General features: G+C 31.8%; 23 protein-coding genes. 11 read left to right on the forward strand and 12 right to left on the reverse strand.

What is annotated here, in order from left to right:
* The 7 genes from Q0910_RS20415 to Q0910_RS20445 form a co-directional block, all read right to left on the reverse strand.
* On the reverse strand, positions 1-525 hold the full coding sequence (locus tag Q0910_RS20415) for a hypothetical protein (RefSeq protein WP_299220668.1): 525 nt from the start codon (positions 523-525) through the stop codon (positions 1-3).
* Between the two features lie 933 nt (positions 526-1,458).
* On the reverse strand, positions 1,459-2,154 hold the full coding sequence (locus Q0910_RS20420; protein WP_299220670.1) for a hypothetical protein: 696 nt from the start codon (positions 2,152-2,154) through the stop codon (positions 1,459-1,461).
* Between the two features lie 837 nt (positions 2,155-2,991).
* Positions 2,992-3,675, reverse strand: coding sequence for a lysoplasmalogenase family protein (locus Q0910_RS20425; RefSeq protein ID WP_299220672.1), 684 nt, complete (start codon positions 3,673-3,675; stop codon positions 2,992-2,994).
* Positions 3,675-5,669 (reverse strand): NAD-dependent DNA ligase LigA, encoded by a 1,995-nt coding sequence (ligA, locus tag Q0910_RS20430; protein WP_299220675.1) that lies wholly within the window; start codon positions 5,667-5,669, stop codon positions 3,675-3,677. The genes Q0910_RS20425 and ligA overlap by 1 nt, the downstream gene beginning before the upstream one ends.
* 51 nt (positions 5,670-5,720) lie before the next feature.
* The gene (locus Q0910_RS20435; RefSeq protein ID WP_299220678.1) at positions 5,721-6,311 is read right to left on the reverse strand and encodes a TIGR00730 family Rossman fold protein; all 591 of its coding nucleotides are present in this window, start codon (positions 6,309-6,311) and stop codon (positions 5,721-5,723) included.
* A 14-nt stretch (positions 6,312-6,325) separates the two neighbouring features.
* The gene (prmC, locus tag Q0910_RS20440) at positions 6,326-7,183 is read right to left on the reverse strand and encodes a peptide chain release factor N(5)-glutamine methyltransferase (protein WP_299220681.1); all 858 of its coding nucleotides are present in this window, start codon (positions 7,181-7,183) and stop codon (positions 6,326-6,328) included.
* A 2-nt stretch (positions 7,184-7,185) separates the two neighbouring features.
* Entirely contained in the window at positions 7,186-7,671 is a 486-nt protein-coding gene (locus tag Q0910_RS20445; RefSeq protein WP_299220684.1) for a GNAT family N-acetyltransferase, read from the reverse strand.
* A gap of 93 nt (positions 7,672-7,764) precedes the next feature.
* On the opposite strand from Q0910_RS20445, the gene Q0910_RS20450 reads away from it, so the two are divergent.
* From Q0910_RS20450 to Q0910_RS20470, 5 genes are read left to right on the forward strand one after another with little or no spacing between them, the layout of a single operon-like run.
* Positions 7,765-8,229 (forward strand): hypothetical protein, encoded by a 465-nt coding sequence (locus tag Q0910_RS20450; RefSeq protein ID WP_299220686.1) that lies wholly within the window; start codon positions 7,765-7,767, stop codon positions 8,227-8,229.
* A 1-nt stretch (position 8,230) separates the two neighbouring features.
* Positions 8,231-9,274: a bifunctional diaminohydroxyphosphoribosylaminopyrimidine deaminase/5-amino-6-(5-phosphoribosylamino)uracil reductase RibD gene (ribD, locus tag Q0910_RS20455; protein ID WP_299220689.1), complete on the forward strand. Its 1,044-nt coding sequence runs from the start codon at positions 8,231-8,233 to the stop codon at positions 9,272-9,274.
* On the forward strand, positions 9,267-9,875 hold the full coding sequence (locus tag Q0910_RS20460; protein ID WP_298315400.1) for an HAD family phosphatase: 609 nt from the start codon (positions 9,267-9,269) through the stop codon (positions 9,873-9,875). The genes ribD and Q0910_RS20460 overlap by 8 nt, the downstream gene beginning before the upstream one ends.
* On the forward strand, positions 9,872-10,741 hold the full coding sequence (locus Q0910_RS20465) for an EamA family transporter (protein WP_299220691.1): 870 nt from the start codon (positions 9,872-9,874) through the stop codon (positions 10,739-10,741). The genes Q0910_RS20460 and Q0910_RS20465 overlap by 4 nt, the downstream gene beginning before the upstream one ends.
* A gap of 11 nt (positions 10,742-10,752) precedes the next feature.
* A complete protein-coding gene (locus Q0910_RS20470; protein WP_299220693.1) occupies positions 10,753-11,367 on the forward strand; it encodes a YigZ family protein in 615 nt (204 codons plus the stop codon).
* Here Q0910_RS20470 and Q0910_RS20475 read toward each other — a convergent pair.
* On the reverse strand, positions 11,356-11,769 hold the full coding sequence (locus Q0910_RS20475; RefSeq protein WP_299220696.1) for a thioesterase family protein: 414 nt from the start codon (positions 11,767-11,769) through the stop codon (positions 11,356-11,358). The genes Q0910_RS20470 and Q0910_RS20475 overlap by 12 nt on opposite strands.
* Before the next feature lie 192 nt (positions 11,770-11,961).
* Between Q0910_RS20475 and dnaA the strand changes: the two genes are divergently transcribed.
* The 3 genes from dnaA to Q0910_RS20490 all read left to right on the forward strand — a co-directional run bounded on the left by dnaA (position 11,962) and on the right by Q0910_RS20490 (position 14,811).
* Entirely contained in the window at positions 11,962-13,389 is a 1,428-nt protein-coding gene (gene dnaA / locus Q0910_RS20480) for a chromosomal replication initiator protein DnaA (RefSeq protein WP_118456613.1), read from the forward strand.
* A 12-nt stretch (positions 13,390-13,401) separates the two neighbouring features.
* Positions 13,402-13,854 carry a low molecular weight protein-tyrosine-phosphatase gene (locus Q0910_RS20485; protein ID WP_299220700.1) on the forward strand — a complete coding sequence of 151 codons (453 nt, stop codon included), beginning with the start codon at positions 13,402-13,404 and terminating at the stop codon, positions 13,852-13,854.
* Between the two features lie 225 nt (positions 13,855-14,079).
* Positions 14,080-14,811 carry an SAM-dependent methyltransferase gene (locus Q0910_RS20490; protein WP_299220703.1) on the forward strand — a complete coding sequence of 244 codons (732 nt, stop codon included), beginning with the start codon at positions 14,080-14,082 and terminating at the stop codon, positions 14,809-14,811.
* 20 nt (positions 14,812-14,831) lie between these two features.
* Here the strand turns inward: Q0910_RS20490 and Q0910_RS20495 are convergent, their stop codons facing one another.
* The 4 genes from Q0910_RS20495 to dapF form a co-directional block, all read right to left on the reverse strand.
* On the reverse strand, positions 14,832-15,470 hold the full coding sequence (locus Q0910_RS20495; protein ID WP_299220705.1) for a peptidoglycan-binding protein LysM: 639 nt from the start codon (positions 15,468-15,470) through the stop codon (positions 14,832-14,834).
* Positions 15,471-15,822: 352 nt separating this feature from the next.
* Complete coding sequence (gene mltG / locus Q0910_RS20500; RefSeq protein WP_299220708.1) at positions 15,823-16,866, reverse strand: endolytic transglycosylase MltG; 1,044 nt, start codon at positions 16,864-16,866, stop codon at positions 15,823-15,825.
* Complete coding sequence (locus tag Q0910_RS20505) at positions 16,856-17,383, reverse strand: GNAT family N-acetyltransferase (RefSeq protein WP_299220711.1); 528 nt, start codon at positions 17,381-17,383, stop codon at positions 16,856-16,858. Before Q0910_RS20505 ends, mltG begins: the two co-directional genes overlap by 11 nt.
* The gene (gene dapF / locus Q0910_RS20510) at positions 17,377-18,162 is read right to left on the reverse strand and encodes a diaminopimelate epimerase (RefSeq protein ID WP_299220714.1); all 786 of its coding nucleotides are present in this window, start codon (positions 18,160-18,162) and stop codon (positions 17,377-17,379) included. The genes Q0910_RS20505 and dapF overlap by 7 nt, the downstream gene beginning before the upstream one ends.
* 166 nt (positions 18,163-18,328) lie before the next feature.
* Here dapF and Q0910_RS20515 point away from each other — a divergent pair, with 166 nt between their 5' ends.
* The 3 genes from Q0910_RS20515 (at position 18,329) to Q0910_RS20525 (ending at position 22,378) form a co-directional block, all read left to right on the forward strand.
* On the forward strand, positions 18,329-19,747 hold the full coding sequence (locus tag Q0910_RS20515; protein WP_299220717.1) for a trypsin-like peptidase domain-containing protein: 1,419 nt from the start codon (positions 18,329-18,331) through the stop codon (positions 19,745-19,747).
* 135 nt (positions 19,748-19,882) lie between these two features.
* The gene (locus Q0910_RS20520; protein ID WP_299220719.1) at positions 19,883-21,331 is read left to right on the forward strand and encodes a glyceraldehyde-3-phosphate dehydrogenase; all 1,449 of its coding nucleotides are present in this window, start codon (positions 19,883-19,885) and stop codon (positions 21,329-21,331) included.
* A 429-nt stretch (positions 21,332-21,760) separates the two neighbouring features.
* Positions 21,761-22,378, forward strand: coding sequence for a tRNA (guanine-N1)-methyltransferase (locus Q0910_RS20525; RefSeq protein WP_299220722.1), 618 nt, complete (start codon positions 21,761-21,763; stop codon positions 22,376-22,378).
* Positions 22,379-22,403 lie beyond the last annotated feature (25 nt).

A 22,403-nucleotide genomic window follows, 5' to 3' on the forward strand; every position in this document is an offset into this window, starting at 1 on the left:
TTATATTATCTGTAAAATTTTTAAATATTTTTTTAATTCGGAAATAAAAAGATTTATGTCTTGGTTAGCAGCACCTATCACTAAATCATTGATACGATTATCAATTTCTGCAAAGCCAACTTTAAACTTGGCTTTTGATGCCGCCGCTACATAATCCAGTTCTAACTTGCTTTCAGAATAAAAGTTGATCAAAACATCGTAATCATTATTTATAAAGTCATTTAGCGAATTACTTTTAACAGATCCATTTACGCCAAAGCTCCTATCATTATAATATGCCGCATCTTTATCGTCAGAAATTTCTTTCTGATCTTCTTTATACCCCATTACTTTTAGTCGTTCTGATTTAACTCCCAACTCATTAGCCAGCTTAACAACTGATAGTACATTCACAGATTGCGAAGCATCTATCAGAACTGCTAAACTCTTTATACCAGAAACCTCTTTTGCAAGAGATTTTCTTTTTCTAATATGAGATTCAATGCTTTTTTTTAGCGCATTTCTTTTAAGACCCTTTAAAATCATTTATAAATAAAGATTAAGACACAAATGTAGCTATTTTACATTTCAAAAGTATGTTGTATACACTAAGAAAAATAGAAAAACAACAAAGTATTTAACTTTTAGTTATTTAAATAACAATACAAGCACAATCTGTTTTATTATGCGATTAGCGTATATCTTATATCTTAAAAATACTTGCTTTTTTCGTATTCGAAATCAATTGGTTTTGCTTCCATCAGAAATCTAAGAAAAAAGTATAATCCAGCTACTTCGGCAATATTAATGAGTATCGTAAATACTCTGGTATGAAAATAAAAATAATTAATTAACAATAGGGCACTAACAAAAAGACAACAGCTTGCTGAAACAAAAAGCCGAAAATTACCCTCATATTTATCAATAATATATATAAAGAAACAAGCTGCAACAAAAAGCAGAAGTATTATTAGGATCATAAAAAAGGAAAATATTGAATCCATTAGGCTGGGAAGCACTAATTCGGATATTGAAAAAATCAAATATGATATAAGAGTTAAACTGATTATAATGGGAAAAGTCACAAATTTCTTTATTTGTAAATCTGCAAGATTTATATATTTTTTCAGCAAAAAAACACATAGCAAATAAAATATTATGATCGTTATGGCAACTAGATCAAAATACTTAGCAAAATCAATATAAATCAACGTATCGTTAACCAGAAGCACTAACATGCATACTACATAATACGGATTTATCGGTTTAACATTAAAAACATGGATAAGTATCAAAGAGATCGGAACCAAAGGCTTAACATAAACCAAATACTCTTCTTCTAAAAATATAGCAACTAGAACAACAATCAAAAAAGAAAAACAAAACAGTATGTATACCCCTTTAATACTTCTGAATGTTAATAAAAGTTTTCTCATAGACCCTAATACCCGTTTAATATATTAAAAATCAACAATTAAACTAAAAAAACTCCACATTATTAGGTTTTAAATCCTCTTGTTCGATAAAGAATTTAATTAAAAAGTAATGACCGAAAACTTGTAAAACGTTGGTAATAACAACAAAAATGTCCAGATAAACATACAATTTATTGAGTACTGTAAGAATATTTACGATAAGAAAACAAGATGCAGCAATCATTAAGGATGAACTAACCACAGTCCTACTGTTAAGATAGATATAATAACAAAAACCAATAAACAATATAAATAGTACAATTAAAATATTAAGATACACTTGATCATCATTAATATTCAAAGAAATCATATCAGCCACAGAATAAACAACATATGTAATCAATCCCATCGTTATTGCCAATTGAAGTGTGAAAATTTTCTTAAGCTGTATTTTGACTTTCTGAAGACTCTTCCACAATAAAATCATATTTAAAATATAATATAATGACCCAAGAATATTTATTACTCTAAAATGTTTTTTAAAATCTATAACAGATAGAATTTCTGCTGATAAAATTAGCAGCAATGCTACTAATACTAAATAATTTATTTTTTCTACTTCTACAACATAAAAAAAGGAAACTGAACAAATAACCAAGGTTTTAGTATAAATCAACCATTCCTCCTTAAAAATGGACGTTAACAACAGTAAAGCTCCTGAAATAAACAACAATTGATATGCAAGTTTTCTTTTATTCAACAGTATTTTAATTTATAATTTAAAACCCTTCAAATTCTTCAGACTTAAGATATTTATATTTAGTAATCATATAGTTTACTAAAAAAATCAGCGCAAGAGGTAAACAAATCAATCTAATCACCTTTAACTCATTTGACTCGAGATAAAATTTATCGATCAATAAAATAAAATCGCTAAAAGCAAAATTTAGCATTGCTAAAAAAAACCATAGTGATTTTTCTGATCTAATATTTATATAATGCATTGCTCCGACGATTAACAAAACATAAAGCAATAGCAAATGAAGAAATCCTATCAGATTTAAATCCCCCATCGGCCCCCTTATAACCGAATATGTAATAAAAAATATAACTGTATACAAAGAACTTCCTAGTACCAATGTAAAAACATCTCTGCGATTATATTTAAAAGACTTATTATTATAATACAAAAAATAAAACAACAATATGTAACCAATTATACTAATCAACATTTTGTGTTTTACAGTAATTACATCACTAATCGAATGGATCAATTCTGAAATAAAAAATACACAAAGAACAATAATATGAAGTGCTTTTATTTTTTTACTACTCCATACATAGTGTAAAGTGATTAATATAAATAATATTGGTTTACTGTAAGCGCTTAAAAAAGGAATACGAAATACAAATCCTAGCACCTGCAATACAATCAAAAAAGAAATTAAAAATTTTAGTAGTTTCCCTTCATTCATTAAATTTAGATTGCATAAAAATAAGGGAATATCCCCCTATATACGCCATATTAAACAATTTTTCCTTTTGTTAATATACTAAATTTCAATTAAATAAATAAAATCATGCCAACCAACTACTTCTAATTCTTAATTTTCAAGGGATCTGCGCTTGAGATTTTAAACTTTACTAAGAAAAACACTGCTAATAATTGATATATGGAATTTATGATCTTTAACTCTAATGAAGGAACATAAAATCGATCCAATGCAAAACATGCATCACTGATAACAAAATTTAAAATCGCAATAGCAAACCAAAGAGACTTGGGAGATCTTATATTTATATATTGAAAAATAGCTCCAATTAACAAAGAATAAAGAATGATTAAATAAGCTATCCCAAAAGGCCTTATATCTCCCATATTTTGATTTGTAACAACATATATAGCATAAGCTATAATAGTCCAAAACACAAAGAAGACTGCCATATAAATTATATCTGTGTTATTATAATCTATTGGTTTATGATTTTTATATAAAAAATAAAAAAGGATAAAATAACACAAGGTATAACTAAGCAAAACATACCTAAAACCATTCTCTATTCCTGTTAACAAGAATATATCTCCTAGAAAGCAAAGCGATAAGACCACTACAAATAAAGCATCGACTTTATCAACATTAAACCAATACAACATGAAAAACAAAGGCACGGTCATTGGCTTTGTGTACAATTCTATAGTTGGGTTTTGTAAAATTGTACTTAGAACACACAAGCTTCCGGTGATCAATAGTAATATTTTTATAAGCGTCCTTACCTTCATTACCCAATCAAGTTAAGAAAATCATCTTCACTTATAATTGTAATCCCCAGTTTATTTGCTTTTTCCAATTTACTAGGCCCCATATTAGCTCCAGCAACAACATATGTTGTTTTAGAAGAAATAGAACTAGACACTTTACCTCCATTATCTTCTATCAATTTCTTAAGTTCATTGCGAGATACTTTTTCAAAAACACCAGAAACTACAAAGGTTTGACCTTTTAATGTATCTGTTTGATTAGCCAGTTTATCTGCAGAAATCTGTAATTGAACTCCATAATCCATTAGCCTGTTTACTAACATCCTATTATCTTCTCCTTCAAAAAATTCTCGTACGCTTTGCGCAATTTTAATCCCTATTTCATCCACATTCACCAGTTCTTCTTCTGTAGCAGCAATAATTGCCTCAATTGATTTATAATGCTTAGCTAGTTTTTTTGCTACTGTTTCTCCGACATATCTGATTCCCAATCCAAACAAAACTCTTTCGAAAGGGATTTCTTTAGACTTTGCTATTCCTTCTATTAAATTATCCGCACTTTTTTCTGCCATTCTCTCCAGCGGAATCACTTGCTCCTTTTTTAGGTCATACAAATCTGCATAATTTGTAATTAACCCTTCTTTCACCAACAGAGCAACAGTTTCTCCTCCCAAACCTTCTATATCCAGAGCTTTACGTGAAATATAATGTTGTATTCTACCAATAATCTGAGGAGGGCACCCATAAACATTAGGACAATAATGTTGTGCTTCGCCTTCTTTTCTGATTAATTCAGTATCACATTCTGGACATGATGTTATATATTTAGTAGGAACAGAGTTCTTATTTCTTTTAGTAAAATCAACACTTATAATTTTTGGAATAATCTCACCTCCCTTTTCTACAAAAACGGTATCCTCTTCCCTTATATCAAGTTTGGCAATCTGATCTGCGTTGTGCAATGAAGCTCTTTTTACCGTTGTCCCTGCCAATTGAACAGGCTCCAGATTTGCTACTGGTGTTATAGCTCCAGTTCTACCAACCTGATACGTAATTTCATTAAGTTTAGTAACAGCCTGTTCTGCTTTAAACTTGTAAGCCATTGCCCATCTTGGCGCTTTAGAAGTAAAACCTAACTCTTCTTGTTGTTGTAGATTATTTACTTTTATAACTACTCCATCTGTTTCGTATGGCAAATCTCTTCTTTTCTCATCCCACATATTAATAAACTCCAGAACTCCATCTATAGAGGTAACTAAACGTGATTCTTTTGGAACTTTAAACCCCCATTCTCTGGCTTTCTCCAAACTTTCATGCTGAGAAGAAATCCCTAATCGATCTCCAGCAAGATTATATAACAAGCAATCCAAAGGACGCTTTGCTGTTTCACTACTATCCTGAAGCTTTAAACTACCTGAAGCTGTATTTCTAGGGTTTGCGTATGGTTCTTCTCCAGCTGCAATTCGTTCCTGATTCATCTTTGCAAAACCTTCATATGGCAATACAATTTCTCCTCGTATATCAAACTTTGGAGGGTAATTTCCTTTTAATTTTAACGGAACAGATTTAATAGTTTTTACATTTGTAGTTACATCATCTCCCTGAATCCCATCACCTCTGGTCACCGCTCGAATCAATTCTCCATTTTCATAGGTAAGACTTATCGATGCTCCGTCATATTTTAGTTCACAGGTATAACTCACATCGCCATCTACCAATTTTTTAATTCTTGTTTCCCAGTCCAGCAAATCTTCTTTAGAATACGAATTATCCAAAGAATACATACGCTGCTCATGAACCACCGTATTAAAATTCTTGGTAACCTCTCCTCCTACTCTTAAGGTAGGCGAATTTGCATCGTAAAATTCAGGATGTTTTTCTTCTAACGCCTGAAGATCCTTAAGTTTCATATCAAACTCATAATCACTTATGGTAGCTGCGTCGAGCACGTAATAGTTATAGTTATGTTGCCTTAATTCTTCTCTTAATTGATTGATCTGTTGTTCTACACTCATTGTTCTGGTATCAGTTTTCTGCTATCAGTATTTTTTATTTATATCTTATGTCTATGTTCTATCCGATTTCAACCATTTTGGTACTTGAGCAGGTTTAAATGCTCGCATTTTTTGTAATAAACGATCTATATCATCGTCAACTAACAGTAATTCATAGTTATCCATTTTCAAAAAACCATTACGTACCATAGTCTCTAATAACTGTAACAAATGGTCATAAAATCCATTAATATTCAAAAGACCAATAGGTTTTTGATGTAATCCTAATTGTGACCAAGTGATAATCTCAAACAATTCCTCTAGCGTCCCAAAACCTCCCGGTAATGTAATAAATCCATCACTAAGCTCCTGCATTTTCATTTTGCGCTCGTGCATATTATCAGTGGTCACTAATTCTGTCAATCCTAAATGAACTACTTCTTTTAACTTAAGAAAATCCGGAATCACACCTATCACTTTTCCTTTATGAGTAAGCGCACCTTCTGCCACTTTACCCATTACACCAATTTTTGCTGCTCCATACACAAGAGTAATATCTTGATGAGCCATTTTTTCTCCTAATAGCAACGCTTCATCAATCACCTGGATATCATTACCTTCGCTGCTTCCGCAAAAGACACAAATAGAAGTTAAGTTATTCATAAGCTACGTATATTTTAAATTAAATCTGCTCGGATCATACGATCATTGTTATACAAATCTTTACGCAAGGTAACAGACCGGAATCCATATTTCTCAATCATATTTTTGGTTTCGATTCCAAGATATTGATTAATTTCAAAATACAACAAACCTTCAGCAGCCAGACTCTTTTCTGCTAATGCTGTAATTGTTCTGTAAAAAATTAAGGGATCTTGATCTGACACAAAAAGCGCTACATGAGGTTCATTCTCTAACACATTAGGCTTTATTTCTTGTTTTTCGAGCTCTCGAACATATGGCGGGTTAGAAACTATAATATCAAAAACATCTTCTAACTCATCCAGTCCAAGTATATCTTCTCTTAGAAAATTTATTTCAACATTATTATGAACTGCATTTGCTTTAGCAATTTTAAGCGCTTCTTCAGAAACATCAATTGCGTACACATCTGCTTTAGGTAAATTTTTAGCTAATGAAATTGCAATACATCCGCTACCGGTTCCAATATCTAAAATCTTTAGTTTCCTGCTTCCTCCTTTGTTCTTATAATCTTTGATAATCCAATCCACCAATTCTTCAGTTTCTGATCTTGGAATCAATACATTTTGATCTACCATAAATAATAGTCCATAAAAGTCTGTGTCTCCGACAATGTATTGAATTGGCTCCTGGTCCTCTAACCGGTTTCTAGCATTAATAAAGTTCGACAATTCGTCTTCACCAACCACTTTATCCAAAGTCATAGCAACATCAACGCGTCTCAACCCTAAAAGCTTTTCTGAAAGTATATAAAAAAAAGATAGCACTTCTTCTGGCTCATACAAACCGGATAAAGAATCTATAAAATCTTTTCTAAGGTCTTTAATTTTCAAACTTATAATTCTTTTATCATCCAAGCTTGACAACTATAATGGCCAGTATCACCCATAGGTGCATCGAGAGATGTAAATCCAACCTTACCATATAATTTTCTGGCATCTTCCATATAAGGCATTGTTTCTAAATAACATTTAGTAAACCCTTGTTCTTTGGCAAATCCCAAGCACTTGTTCATCATTTGAGAACCTAACCCTTTTCCTCTAGCTTCTGGAAGAAAGTACATTTTCTGAAGTTCGCAGATTTCTGAACTTTCATTTTCTAATTGAGCAATCCCAGCTCCTCCAATAATCCTTCCATTATCTTCTACTACATAATATATTTTTCTGGGAGCCTCATAGGTTTCATACATCATATCCAAAGCCTCATCTTCGTATGCAGTCCCAACTTTAGGAACTCCCATTTCTATTAAAACATCTCTAATCACTTGTGCTAAAGCTTTATTATCTGCCGGAGCAACTGAACGAATTTTTATGGCACTCATTATAATATAAATACTACTTTTGTTAATCTAAAAACTAATGATCTTTCATCTTTTTAATCAGATGAAATATACATTAAATCTATACAGCAATCAATGAAGAAGCTTTTATTATTATCAACAATATTCGCAGTGATAACAAGCTGCTCTGTATCTAAAAAACCAGAGTTTAAATATGTAGCCAATATTGATGTTAAAAATATCAGTATGCGCAATGTAACGATTAAGGCTGATGCTGTTTTTAACAACCCAAATAACCTAAACGGAAAACTTTCTGTGGATGATATTCACGTTTTTGTTGATAACATCGATGTAGGCACCATATCTTCTCAAGAGTTTGATGTTCCTTCAAAAAAAGAATTTACGATTCCATTAGAAGGTACATTTTCTTTATCCAAGATCTATAAAGAAAATAAAAACAATCTTTTGGGCAGTGTACTAAAAATGGCACAAACGGACTCTCTTCTTATTCATTACAAAGGAAATATCAGGTATCATTTAGGAAATTTTTCTTATCCCTACAAAATTGATAAAGAACAAAAAATATCTTTAAATCAATAGCGTGAGTATACACGAAACATACATAAGACGTTGCCTTAAAATTGCTACAAATGCATTGGGCAATGCAAGACCAAACCCAATGGTTGGTAGCGTCATTGCTCATAACCAAATCATTATTGGCGAAGGATACACTAGTGCTTATGGTGGTAATCATGCCGAAGTAAATGCTATAAACTCTGTAAAAGACAAATCACTCTTAAAAGAAGCCACCATATATGTAACTTTAGAACCTTGTTCACATTTTGGAAAAACACCACCCTGTAGCGACCTTATCATAAAACACAAAATACCTAATGTAGTAATTGGCACCATCGATATACATAGTAAAGTTGCCGGAAAAGGTATCGAAAAACTAAAAAATGCAGGATGCCAAGTTATTGTAGGTATTTTAGAAAACGAGTGCCAGAAACATCATAAACGTTTTTTTACATTTCATAATAAACAGCGGCCATATATCATCCTAAAATGGGCACAAACATCTGATGGATTTATCGCTCCTGAAAAGACCGAGGAAAGATCACCCGTATGGATTACGAATTCCTACTCAAGACAATTAGTCCATAAATGGCGTGCAGAAGAGCAAGCTATTTTGGTAGGGAATAAAACCGTTATAGAAGACAATCCAAAACTTACTATACGAGATTGGTCTGGAACAGATCCTGTTAGAATTCTGATTGACCTTTCCAATAAAACTCCTGAAGATTCCGCAATTATAGATAAAACCGTAAAAACAATTGTGATCACCTCTGATGATCATAAAAAAGAAAATAGCGATACTTTATTCTATGAAACAATTAGTTCAGAAAAAGAAGTCGTCCAGGAAGTATGCAATATTCTCTATAAACATGAAATTCAATCTGTGATTATCGAAGGTGGTAGCTACACGATTCAATCCTTTATCGATACAAACCTTTGGGATGAAGCACGAGTATTTACCGGAATTAATACTTTTACAAAAGGAATAAAAGCTCCAACATTTAAAGCCAAACTAATTTCTGAAGAAAAAATTTTAGACGACATCTTAAGAATATATCAAAATGATTAAAACCATTATTTTTGATTTTGGGGATGTCTTTATCAATCTAGATAAAACAGCAACCAAAACAGAACTTTCCAAATTAGGTTTGTTCCCACTAACAAAAGAATTAGAATCTATTAACAATCTCTATGAAATTGGAAAAATCACTACAGTAGAATTCATCAATCATTATCAAAAGCTATTGCCAGACGCTTCTGAAAAACAAATAATAGATGCTTGGAATGCTATTCTAAAGGACTTCCCTAAACATCGTTTAGAGTTCATTCAAAAATTAGCTACTGAAAAGGAATACAAATTAATCTTACTGAGTAATACGAATGAATTACATATTGATTGGATTAAAGAAAATATATCTTTTTATTATGATTTTAAATCTTGTTTTGACACTTTTTACTTATCACACGAAATCAACTTAAGAAAACCAAATCTGGATATTTTTCAGTTTGTTTTAGACAATCATCGCATAAAACCTTCAGAAACTATTTTTATTGATGATACACTTGTAAATACAAACGCAGCTAAACAACTGGGTATCCACGTATGGAATAACAATCCAAAAACAGATGATATCACAAAGCTGTTCGCTATAAAATCTGACTTATTTTGACACATCTATTATTAAGTATATTAGCTTCAAGTTGGATCTTAATTACATTCAAGTTATTCGCAAAATATAACGTAAACACCTTACAAGCCATTATTGTTAATTACATAGTCGCTTGTATTTCGGGGTTAATTGCATATACCGAACCTATAGACATCACTTCTATAACAAACTCTAGCTGGTTTTATGGAACCATTATTTTAGGGTTCATTTTTATTTTAGTATTTAATTTTATGGCAATCACTACTCAGAAAAATGGCCTTTCTGTAGCAGCTGTAGCTAGTAAAATGAGTGTTGCGATACCCGTTATATTCGGAATTATTGTTTATAAAGAAAGTACCGGAATTCTAAAAATTATAGGAATCATCATAGCATTGATTGCTGTTTATATGACTTCCATGAAAACCGTTGGAGGAATTTCTATAAAAAAAGAGAATCTAATTTACCCTTTACTTGTTTTCATTGGAGGTGGTATCATAGATACAAGTCTAAAATTTATGGAAACTAATTATGTAGCAAAAATGGATATTCCAATTTTTTCTGCAACTATTTTTGGTTTTGCTGCTATTTTAGGAATGCTTATACTAATATATCATGCCTTGAGAGGGACACTGAAGATAACTGCTAAAAACATCATCGCAGGAATTTGTTTAGGTATCCCTAACTACTTTTCTATTTACTTTCTAATTCAGGCATTACGAAATGAAAATATGGATAGCTCTACAATATTTATTATTAATAATGTAGCTATACTATTGGTTTCTACATTTGTTGGAATTCTTTTTTTCAAAGAAAGGTTGATTATGAAAAACTGGATTGGTATTATACTAGCGATAATAAGTATCTTGCTGGTTACTTTTTCTATTTAACTGTAAAACAATTGGACACCACAGACACTTATAATACTATTGATATTCCGGGAAAAGAAGTATTGTTTAAAGACAAAAACAGCAAATTCTTTGGATATTCTTTTCCAATTACTTCAGAAGAAGAGGTGAAACCAATTATTGATTCACTAAAAAAACAACATCATGCTGCGAGGCATTGGTGTTATGCCTGGCAATTAGGAACAGAAAACATACGATATCGAAGCAATGATGATGGAGAACCCTCTAATTCTGCAGGCCAACCAATTTATGGTCAGATTCAATCTTTTCAGACAACTAATATCCTAGTGATAGTGGTTCGTTATTTTGGAGGTGTTAAGCTTGGTGTAGGAGGATTAATTAATGCTTATAGAACCACTGCTCAATTATCCTTAGTAGCTTCTAAGATTATAGAAAAAACCATTAATATAAATTTTTGTATTAGTTTTGAATATAAAAACATGAATAAAGTGATGCGAATAATTAAAGAGCGTCAACTTAGTATTACAGATCAAAAGTTAGAATTAGACTGTAAATTATTTATTTCAGTAAGAAAAACGATAGCAGATGAAATAAATAATCTTTTCTCAACGTTGTACGAAATAGAGATTAAACGATTAGACAGCTAATCCTTTTTCGATTATTTTCAATAAATATTGCGGACATAAAATTGGTTTTCTTGTTGTAGCATCAACAAACACTAACGTAGAAGAAGCAATTGTTAATAAATCATGATTTTGATTGTAAATTTCGTAGTCAAAAACGATGCGTACTGTAGGAATTTTCTTTAAAAAAGTTTTAACAGTTAATTCATCGTCAAAGAATGCAGATTTCTTAAATTTAAAATCTAATTTAAATACGGGGAGCATAACACCGTTTTCCTCCATAGATTTATAAGAAACACCTAATCGGGATAACCAGTCAATGCGGGCTAACTCTAAATATTGTGCATAATTGCCGTGATGAACGATCCCCATTTGATCTGTTTCAGAATATCTAACTTTTAATAAAGTTTCGGAAGTGATTGACATGTATTTGATTAATAAAAAGATGAAGTATGCAAAATTACAGTCTTTAAAGTATGCGAAAAAAATAATTAAAATTCAACCCCTAAATCGTTTTTTTTTTACATTTTTTGTTCACATATTTGTCAAGCAAAAAAAGAAGGAACTTTTTCAACAATTTTCCGTTAATAACCTAATAAAAGTAATCTAACCATTCTAATGAATATAACTGCGCAATCAGTTTGGGATAATTGCCTGTCTTTTATAGAGGACAACATTACCCCTCAAGCTTTTAAAACCTGGTTTGAACCTATTAAAGCTGTAAAGCTTACAGATAGCGCTTTAAGTATTCAAGTACCTAGTAAATTTTTCTACGAATGGCTAGAAGAACATTATGTTAATCTTCTTAAAGTGTCTCTTACTAGAGAGTTAGGAGAAACTGCTAAATTGGTATATATTATTAAAATGGAAAACACTTATGGTAACAAAAAACCATTTACTGAGAAAATACCAAGTTCTAACAGAACGGCCGTAAGCTCTCAGGAAGTTGATGTGCCCATAAAGAGTAAAAATCCTGAACTTAAAAATCCATTTGTAATTCCAGGAATTAGAAATGTGAAAATTGAGTCTCAGTTAAACCCAAGCTATAATTTTGATAATTTCTTAGAAGGAGACTCCAACAGATTGGCTCGATCAGCAGGAATGGCTGTCGCTAACAAACCTGGTGGAACTTCTTTCAATCCTTTATTGATATTTGGGGGTGTAGGATTAGGAAAAACACATCTTGCACACGCAATTGGCGTAAACATAAAAGATAATTATCCAGAAAAAACAGTGCTATATATTTCAGCTGAAAAGTTTACTCAGCAGTATATAGAGTCTGTAAAAAAGAACAATAGAAACGATTTTATACATTTCTATCAGATTATTGATGTATTAATTGTTGACGACATTCAGCTTTTATCAGGAAAAGCAGGAACACAAGATGTATTCTTCCATATATTTAATCACTTACATCAAAATGGAAAACAAGTAATACTTACTAGTGATAAAGCTCCTGTAGACATGCAGGATATAGAACAACGATTGCTTTCTCGTTTTAAGTGGGGATTATCAGCAGAATTGCATCAACCAGATTTCGAAACTAGAATTTCTATCATAAAAAACAAACTATATCGTGACGGTGTTGAGATGCCAGAAGATATTGTAGAGTTTTTAGCAAATAATATCAAAACCAATATTCGCGAATTAGAAGGTGCCATTATTTCACTAATAGCACACTCCTCTTTCAACAAAAAAGATATTACAATTGATCTTGCAAAAGCAATTGTAGACAATTACGTAAAAAACACTAAGCGAGAAGTATCTATTGATTATATACAAAAGGTAGTAAGTGATTATTTCCAAATGGATGTAGAAACACTACAATCTAAAACACGTAAGCGTCATATAGTTCAGGCTCGTCAATTAGCAATGTTTTTTGCTAAAAAACTAACCAAAGCTTCATTAGCTAGTATTGGTACACAAATAGGAAAAAGAGATCACGCAACAGTACTTCATGCTTGTAAAACTGTAGACAACTTATCCTCTACAGATAAACAATTCCGAAAGTACGTTGAGGACCTTGGCAAAAAACTTACCCTTTAATTTTTAATTTACATGAAGATTAAAATTTTAATGGTGTGCCTAGGAAATATCTGTAGGTCACCATTAGCAGAAGGAATTTTAGCATCCAAACTGGACCCTAAAAAATTCCAGGTAGACTCTTGTGGCACTAGTAACTATCATATTGGCACAAAACCCGATGTACGGTCTATAGAAACTGCAAGAAAACATGGGATTGATATTACCAATCAAAGAGCTATGCAGTTTAAAGTAAGTGATTTTGACATCTATGATCTCATCTATCCAATGGATCGTTCTAATTATAACGATATTATAAAGCTTGCTCGTAACAACAATGACAAAGAAAAAGTAACACTTATTCTGAACGAATTAACACCTAATGAAAATTTAGATGTTCCAGATCCATATTACGGAGGAGAGCAAGGTTTTGAAGACGTATACGACATGCTAAATAAAGCCTGTGACTGCATAATAAAAAAGCTATAAGAGAGATTAAACATAAAAAACAAAGTTTTTGTATATTTAGTAACAGTTAATCCAGCTTAAATATATCATTCGTTGAAAAAGACTTTAACTTTTTATCCAAATTCGACTCTTCTTAAAAACAAATCTAAATCTATTTGGATTAAGCTATTTGAAATCACAATTAGCAATATTATAATATGCACAAAACAAAATTCATTTAATCAAAAACTAGTTATTATATAAACTATGGAATCCAAACCCCTAGATCCAAAAGGAAAATTATATTTAATACCAACCAGATTAGGTGATGATGTACCCCTGGAAGTATTACCAATATCTATAAAAAAAGTTTTAGAACAGGTTAATCATTATATAGTTGAAAACGAAAAACCAGCAAGAAGGTTTATAAAAAAAGTTAGTCCTAGTAAATCTCAACGCTCTCTTATCATTCACTCAGTAAACAAATATACAGATGCCTCAGAAATACCCAACTATCTAGCACCTTGTCTTAATGGGGAATCAATAGGACTACTATCCGATGCCGGATGTCCTGGAATTGCGGATCCAGGTGCAGAAGTAGTAAGATTAGCTCACGAGAAAGGAATTCAAGTAACCCCATTAGTGGGGCCATCTTCCATATTTCTAGCAATGATGAGTAGTGGCATGAATGGACAGAATTTTTGTTTCAATGGATACCTTCCAATTGACAAAAACGAAAGAAAATCTACAATAAAATTTCTTGAAAAAAATTCTTTAGAAAAGAATCAGGCACAAATTTTTATTGAAACTCCATATAGAAATGACAAAATGCTTGCGGATCTTGTTTCAATTCTTAACCCCAATACCAGATTATGCATCGCAAGTGACATTACACTAACCACAGAATACATAGTTACCAAAACTATTGGAGAATGGAAAAATGAAGAAATAGAGCTACATAAAAAGCCCACAATCTTTATTATCCAAAGAGATCTTTAAAGTAAAGAGAAAGAGCTAAATTAAGCTTTTGCTTTTCTATTAGGAACAACAAAAGAGGTGTCAAATCCAGAAAAACGTTTCATATAATAACGAATTGTTGTACCAAATGCATCAGCAAAACCATCTACCCCGCCGCTACGTAAATATTTTTTTACAGCACCAGGTCCTGCTAGATGTGCGGCAGCCAATACTCCTGACTCAGTAACCACAATACCATTCATTCGTTTACCTACAAACCATTTTAAGTCTCTGCGTAAAATCCATTTGTTCCTAGAAAGATTTGCATAGAAGGCTCTTTCTTGAAGCTCGGGATTACTAAGAAAAGTATTTTTGTTTTTTATTCCGATCATCGCAAGGGTTCCAATACCAAATTGATATTTACCCATATATCCAAATTGATTTACAACTCCATAATCTCCACGTGATTCTTTAAAAGCTAAGGCTTCTTTAAAACCAACATAAGATTTACCTAATTCTGGGTAAATAAAATTGTCCACCAAATCGTCTTCTATCTCGTTAAAGTTAGGAGCGATATAATAGAGATCTAAACCAGCAGTGCTGTATGAGCTTAAATCTGTGCGATTTTTTGGTGTAAAACTTACTAATACGATTCCCCCGATTGTAAGAATTACAAAAAGTCCAATTATCCTTTTTATCATATAAAAAATTTCTAAGTAGACATCAAAAAGACGTTCCCCTCTACTTAAATTTTTGCGGTGCAAATATACGGCTTTCTTTTAAAGTATACACCAACAAGTGTTAAATTTATTATAACGCTGAAAAACAGCAATTTAGACTAAAAAAAACGTTAAAAATCAGTAAAAAAACACATAAAAAGTCTTAAAACTTGTATTTTAACGTCAAATAAGTAGTTTTAGTCGATAAAAAGCAAAAAGCATATACATCAAGTAATTCACAGGATTTCAAACGATATTGTTAATAAATTCATGGAAAAATTACGAAGAGTGATAAAAAAACTTCTTTTTTTCCTACAAAAACATTGAGTAAATTCTAACGTTTTACCCCTTGTTTATTAATCCAATTTACATACTGTTTCTTATTCCTTGCATGCTGAGTCAAGGTTTTAGCAAATTTGTGATACCCAAAATTTTCTACATTAGCTACAAAGAAGTAATAGTCATGCTTTTCATGGTTTAAAACAGCATCAATAGAAGAAATATCAGGCATAGTAATAGGCCCTGGTGGTAAGGTTTTATATTTATAAGTGTTATAGGGACTATCTAGCTCAAGATCTTTATAAAGCACCCTTTTTATAACGATATCCCAATCATTTTTATGTTTTTTGAGCGCATAGATAACCGTAGGATCCGCATCCAACTTCCATCCGTTTTTATAGCGATTCATATATACACCTGCTACTCTTGGGCGCTCATCCACCTTAGCAGTTTCTTTTTGAACAATCGAAGCAACCGTGGTCACCTCATTAAAAGTTAAACCAATATTCTTCGCCTTTTCCTTTCTTTTGTCATTCCAAAAACGTGTATATTCCTTTAGCATACGATCTCTAAACTGTTCTGCTGATGTGTTCCAAAAAAACTCATATTTATTTGGAATATACATTGCTAAAGCATTATCAATCGTAAAACCTTTCTCTTTAATAAAAGTCTCATTCTTAAATGCATTAATCAATGATATACTATCCGCTTCTATTTGTTGCGCAACCCTACCAGCCAGATTTTCTAACCTTTCTTGATTATTAAAACTTAACTGAATCGGTGTGTTTTTACTTCTTAAAAGATCAACAAGCTCGTTATTATTTAAACCTTTTTTTACAATATACCTTCCAGCCTTCACTTTATTAGTATATCCTTTTTTATTCGCTATTTTATCAAAACTTGAGGTGTTTTTCAATAAAGGATATATAATTTCTCTCAATTCAGGATAAGTGGTTCCTGAAGGGATATACACCGTAGTTGTTTCTGCTTCGAAATTTGTATTAGGAGAAAAAACTGCTTGATACACATAATACGCAAACAATCCTCCTACAATTAAACCTATTACGGCTATTAACAATAATAATTTCTTAATGTACATATATGAGTTGATATAAAAGTTCATCCTTGTATACACCATCTACAAGGTTCCATTCATTTTTTGTTCCAATTTTTTTAAACCCTTCCTTCTCAAACAATTTAATACTAGCTAAATTATCCTCTGCAATATTTGCATATAATTGATGTAAGCGAAGATGTGTTTTGCCATAATTTTTAATAAGAGTCAAGGCTTCTTTTCCATAACCTTTACCTCGATGTACTTGTTCTGCGATAAGAATACCCACACCTGCTCTATTGTGAGTTGGATTAAAATCAAATAAATCAATAAGCCCTAGCGTAGCTTCATCATAAGAACATATCACAAGTCGTAACTGTTTAGCTTCATAAATATCTTGATGCGCATTCTCTAAATATTGCTTTATCAAAAACCTCGAATACGGTGTCTGTGTAGTACTCATCTCCCATATCCGTTCATCATTTTCAATCAGATAAACAAAATCAAGGTCTTCTGGCTCTAATGCCCTTAAATAAATATGCTCACCCTTAAGTGTTAACATGTAATCTCTCCTTTAAAAACTTGTTCTGCCGGGCCTATAAGAAATATATCTTCATATCCATTAGCAGCCTCTCTAAAAGTAACTTTTAGCTTACCTCCAGGAGTTTTAATATTCACCTCTTCTTTATCAGTCATTTTTGTTGTATACATAGACAATGCTACGGCAGTAACTCCGGTACCACAAGATAAAGTTTCATCTTCTACTCCTCTTTCGTATGTCCTAACTGCAAACAAATCTTCTCCTGCTTTCTCTACAAAATTCACATTACTTCCTGTTTCGAAATAAGGTGCTCCATTTCTAATTTCACGACCAACATTTGTAACATCATAGTGAATCAAATCATCAACCATAGTAACATGATGAGGAGAACCAGTATCCAAGAACAGATGTGAATCGTATTGCTCTATCTTAGAAACATTCTGCATTTGTAAATAAACCAATCCATCTTTAATTTCTGCTTTGTGTTTCCCATCTATTGCAGTAAATGTAGCCTTATCTTCTATAACTCCAAGAAATGCTGCAAATGCCACAAGACATCTTCCGCCATTACCACACATAGAGCTCTCATTACCATCTGCATTAAAATACACCATTGTAAAATCGTCTTCATCATTCTCAGGAAGCTCTAACAACATTAATCCATCTGCTCCTATTCCAAATTTTCTGTCACAAAGTCTCGAAAAAATTTTGGTATTATTTTTGGTCAAAATTGACTGTCTATTATCGATGATTATAAAATCATTACCTGTTCCTTGGTATTTATAAAAAGTAAGATTCATTCTTTTTGTTCAATTATAAAGGACAAAGGTACAAAGAAAGTAACCATATTATTGTTGTTAATAGAGCGTTAAATGTCAGAAAAAAATATACTATAGTTGTAATTTTAATAGTTATTAAGAGTCTATATTATAGTACTAGTCAAATTAAACGAAAAAAGAAAAGAAGATGAAAAGATTTTTGAACTTATTGGTTGTCGCTATTTTAGCAGGTGTAATTACATTAGGAGCTTACAAGGCTTTTTTAGAACCTGAAGCTGTTGTTTTTACAGAAAACAAAACTACACCAAACACATCATTAATTCCGGCAACATATACCACTACCAATTTAAATACTGCAAATACAAATGCTGATTTCACAATAGCTGCAGAAAAAACTGTAAATGCGGTAGTCCACGTAAAACAATATGGAATTACTAAAAGTCCAAGAAATCTTATGGAGTATTTTAGAAATGGTGGAACTACAGAAAGAAGAATTCAAGGAGCCGGTTCTGGCGTAATTATCACAGAAGATGGATATATCGTAACTAATAATCATGTAATAGATGGCGCGACTGATCTGGAGGTAACCTTAAACAATAATAAATCTTACAAAGCAGAAGTAATAGGTACTGCTCCACAATCGGATATTGCTTTAATTAAAATTGATACTAACGAAAAATTAACCTATATCCCTTTTGGTGATTCTAATAACGCTAAAATAGGAGAATGGGTGTTAGCGGTGGGTAATCCTTTTAATTTAACCTCTACGGTAACAGCGGGTATTATTAGTGCAAAATCCAGAGACCTTAATGAATATGATGGAAATTTTCAGTCTTTTATCCAAACAGATGCAGCCATAAATCCTGGAAATAGTGGTGGTGCTTTGGTTAATATTAAAGGTGAATTAATAGGAATTAACACAGCGATTACTTCACAAACCGGTAGTTATGTTGGCTATGCTTTTGCAGTACCATCCAATAACACTCGTAAAATTGTAGAAGATATTTTAGAGTTCGGAGATGTACAAAAAGGAATACTTGGAATAAATGGAGGTAATCTAACTTCGGAAATTAAAGCAAAATTTAATCTAAAAGAAACACAAGGTGTAGTTATCACGAATGTAGGAGAAGATAGTGGTGCTAAAAAAGCTGGACTTAAGGTTGGAGATATTATTAAAGAAATAGATGGTATAAGAATCAAAAAGTTCTCTGATCTAACTGGCTATGTAAACACCAAAAATCCTAATGATGTAATTAATGTAAAAATTAAGCGTAACGACGGCGAACTAAATTTACCTGTTACTTTATCCAAATATGTAATCCAAAGATATAATATTGAAGATGTTGGCGTAGAAGTAGCTAATCCAAACCCAGAATATCTAAAGAAATTCAATCTGGATCACGGTGTTATAATTAGTAAAGCTTTAAGCCAAAAAATGCAACGCTACAATCTAGAAGGATTAATCATAAGTGAAATTGATGGCAAAAAAGTTAAAAATGTTTTACAAGTAAAACAGATTATAGAAAATAAATATCCTGAAGAAGATATCACTATTAGCTTAATAGACCGAGATGGAGAAAAACGTGAATTTGTTTTCCAGAATTAAGTAGAATACCATATAGAATCAACGATCCCATTACCCACAAAAAGTAATGGGATTTTTTTATTCAAAAAGCTTTACGAAAACGTTTGAAATTCATAATTTTGCGCGAAATTTCAAGATTGTAAAACACAACACATTATGAGTTCTAACGAAGTTTATGAGAAAGAACTTGCCTTTCAGGCAGACAGACGCCGCGCAACAGTGGCTTTCATTAAAACTGTAAGCGATTTATGGTACGACAATTCCATCGAATTAGTACTATTCCGCAATCAGTTAATTGATAAAAATGTAAGTGAAATTCTTAATTTACACGAATACGCCGGTGAGTTTGTTCAAAAACCAATTTCGATTTTTGACTCTGTAGAAATTGCCCAAGCTATTAAATTAATGGATTTACCTCCTGCCAAATTAGATATTGGCAAGCTTACTTACGAGTATCATCTTGCTGGAAATGAATTTGATTCGGCAACTAGTTTTGTGATGAACAAACTAAAGGATGCTAAGAAGTTTAAAAATATTTCTCCTAAAGATGTAGTTCTTTATGGTTTTGGGCGTATTGGACGTTTAGTAGCACGAGAACTTATGACTATTACCGGAAAAGGAAGTCAATTAAGATTAAGAGCCATTGTAACCAGAGGATCTATCACAGAAGAAATTTTGGAAAAAAGAGCTTCGTTACTAAGAAATGACTCTGTTCATGGGGAATTTGCTGGTTTAGTAGAAACTGATATTGCAAACAGTTCTTTGATCATAAACGGAACTACAGTAAAAATTATAAGCGCCAATAATCCTGAAGATATAGATTACACTTCTTTCGGAATTGATAATGCATTATTAATAGATAATACTGGAGCTTTTAGAGACAAAGAAGCTTTAAGCCGACATTTAATCGCTAAAGGAATTGATAAAGTTTTACTTACTGCACCAGGAAAAGGAATTCCTAACATTGTACATGGAGTAAATCATAAAGAACATGATCCGGATAAAGTAAATATCTTTTCTGCTGCATCTTGTACTACCAATGCAATTACTCCAATTCTACAAGCAGTAGATGAAAGCTTCGGAGTCATAAATGGCCACCTAGAAACCATACACGCATATACCAATGACCAGAATTTAGTTGACAATATGCATAGCAAATACCGAAGAGGTCGTGCCGCCGCTTTAAATATGGTAATCACTGAAACGGGAGCAGGAAAAGCAGTTTCAAAAGCATTACCAAGTTTCGAAGGAAAATTGACTTCTAATGCCATTAGAGTACCTGTACCTAATGGATCTCTAGCAATTCTTAATCTTAATTTAGATAAAAAAGCTTCTAAAGAAAGTATGAATGCTATTATCAAGAAATATGCTTTAGAAGGGAATCTGGTAGAACAAATCAGGTATTCTATAGATAATGAATTAGTTTCAAGTGATATTGTAGGTTCATCTGCACCATCCATATATGATAGTAATGCAACCATTGTAGATGCTAAGGGTAATAATGCAATCCTATATGTATGGTATGATAATGAATATGGATATAGTCATCAGGTAATTAGATTATCAAAATATATTGCCAAAGTAAGACGTTATACGTATTACTAGAGAACATAATTATTTATAAAAAATTAAAGAGGCTGTCTGAAAAGGCAGTCTTTTTAATTTAAATACAGTAAACTCTTTAATCAATTTCCAATCTTAAATTTTCAGAAAACCGGGATATCACTCATTAAATTATTTCTCCCATAAATGATGTGTAATATTATTAATTAACCGTACTCTCATCTATGGCAAGCATATCAACATTTTCATTTAATTTAAAACTCCAAGAACATAACCGTAATATATACACATTAAATCTTTTAAATTATTCACAATATCGTATCTTTATTAGCGTTAAAATTAATTAAAGACTGACGCAAAAAAGAATAAAGCTTTTAGAATAATGAACAACTTCATTCAGCAAGTACCGTGAAGTTTATTTCATCAAACCTAAGGTTTTAATCAACCATTAAAAACAATTAAAATTCACACATGAAATTATCAAAGTACCTATTAGTTTTAATAACTCTATTCCCCATTTTTGAAACCATTCAGGCACAAGAAGAGAACCTAACGGCAGAACAAGCGTTGCAACAGGAAAATATTCAAACGCAATTTGATGTCGTAATCAAAAAATCAGGAAGATATCAAGAATACAAGGTAGTAAAACGTGTTTGGCTTGATAAGTTAAAAGGGAACACCATAGATTCTCTTAAAACATTAGAAGCTAAATTAAATAGCTCTAATCAAAAAATTACTGAACAACAAACCTCTATATCAAATCTGGAAACTTCTCTGGCAAAAACAAATGGAGATCTTTCTGCTGTTACCGAAGAAAAAGATAGTATGACTTTCCTTGGAATCTCATTTACTAAAGGTAGTTACAAAACGATGATGTGGACCATCGTTGGGGGGCTTTTAGCTCTATTAGCCTTTTTTGTTTTTAAATTTAAGAACAGTAACTCGGTTACCATTCAAGCTAAAAAAGCTTTAGCAGAGACAGAAGCAGAATTTGAAGATCACAGACGTAGAGCTTTAGAAAGAGAGCAAAAAGTAATGCGTAAGCTTCAGGATGAAATCAACAAACAACGTAAAACCGGAGCTAAGTAATATCAATTTTCTGGAATATTAATGT

The organism is uncultured Aquimarina sp. (assembly GCF_947495315.1).
Classification (GTDB): domain Bacteria; phylum Bacteroidota; class Bacteroidia; order Flavobacteriales; family Flavobacteriaceae; genus Aquimarina.